Source organism: Mycobacterium sp. E342 (assembly GCF_001667665.1).
Lineage (GTDB): Bacteria > Actinomycetota > Actinomycetes > Mycobacteriales > Mycobacteriaceae > Mycobacterium.
In genome coordinates, this window is record NZ_LZJM01000025.1 from 1 (window position 1) to 850 (window position 850).

1 protein-coding gene is annotated in these 850 nt (G+C 64.7%); it reads left to right on the forward strand.

Annotation, left to right across the window (positions count from 1 at the left end; translation table 11 throughout):
- Positions 1–26: 26 nt before the first annotated feature.
- A partial coding sequence (locus A5692_RS01540; protein ID WP_197514316.1) for a CHAT domain-containing protein occupies positions 27–850 on the forward strand: 824 nt, incomplete at its 3' end.

Consider the following 850-nt stretch of genomic DNA (forward strand, 5'->3'; position numbering starts at 1 on the left):
AGCGGCTGCGTGAAGTGGGACGGCAGTTGTTCGAGACGCTGTTTAGCGGTCCGGTGTTGGGCTCCTATCGGGCCAGCCTGGGTGTTGCGCAGCAGCGCGGTGAACCGTTGCGGGTGGTGCTGCGCCTGACCGCACCGCAGCTTGCCGCACTGCCGTGGGAGGCGTTGTTTGATGCCGAGATCGACGCGTACATCTGCCGCAAGGAGCCGCTGGTGCGGCACGTGCCCGCTCCCTTTACCCCCGAACCTTTGAAGGTGACCCCTCCCCTGCGGGTGCTGGGTCTGGTCGCCTCGCCGCGGGGGATGCCGCGTCTGGATGTCGCGGCTGAGCAGGAGCGTCTGTCTAAGGCGTTGGCCGGGCCGATCAGGGAGGGTCTGGTCGAACTGGAGTGGTTGGTGCAGGCCAGTTGGGATGATGTGCAGGATAAGTTGTTAGCGCCCAGAAAGTGGCATGTGCTGCACTTCATCGGCCACGGCGACTACGACACGACCACGGATCAGGGTCAAATCGCCCTGGTTGGTGAAGGCGGCCAGGCGAATTTGGTGGGAGCCGACCAACTGGCCGACCTGCTGTATCAGCCCGACGGCACTCTTCGGCTGGTGGTGTTGAACTCCTGCTCTTCCGGCGAAGAAGGATCCCAGGATGTGTTCTCCGGAACCGCCGCCGCTCTGGTGCGTGGCGGCATCAGCGCGGTGGCCGCCATGCAGTTCAGCGTGAGCGACCGCGCTGCGATCGACTTCGCCCGGGGCTTCTACTCCGCAATCGCTCACGGACGAGACGTTGACGATGCGGTGGTTGAAGGCCGAAAATCCATCCTCGGTGCGCCCGGAACCCTCGAATGGGTCACCCC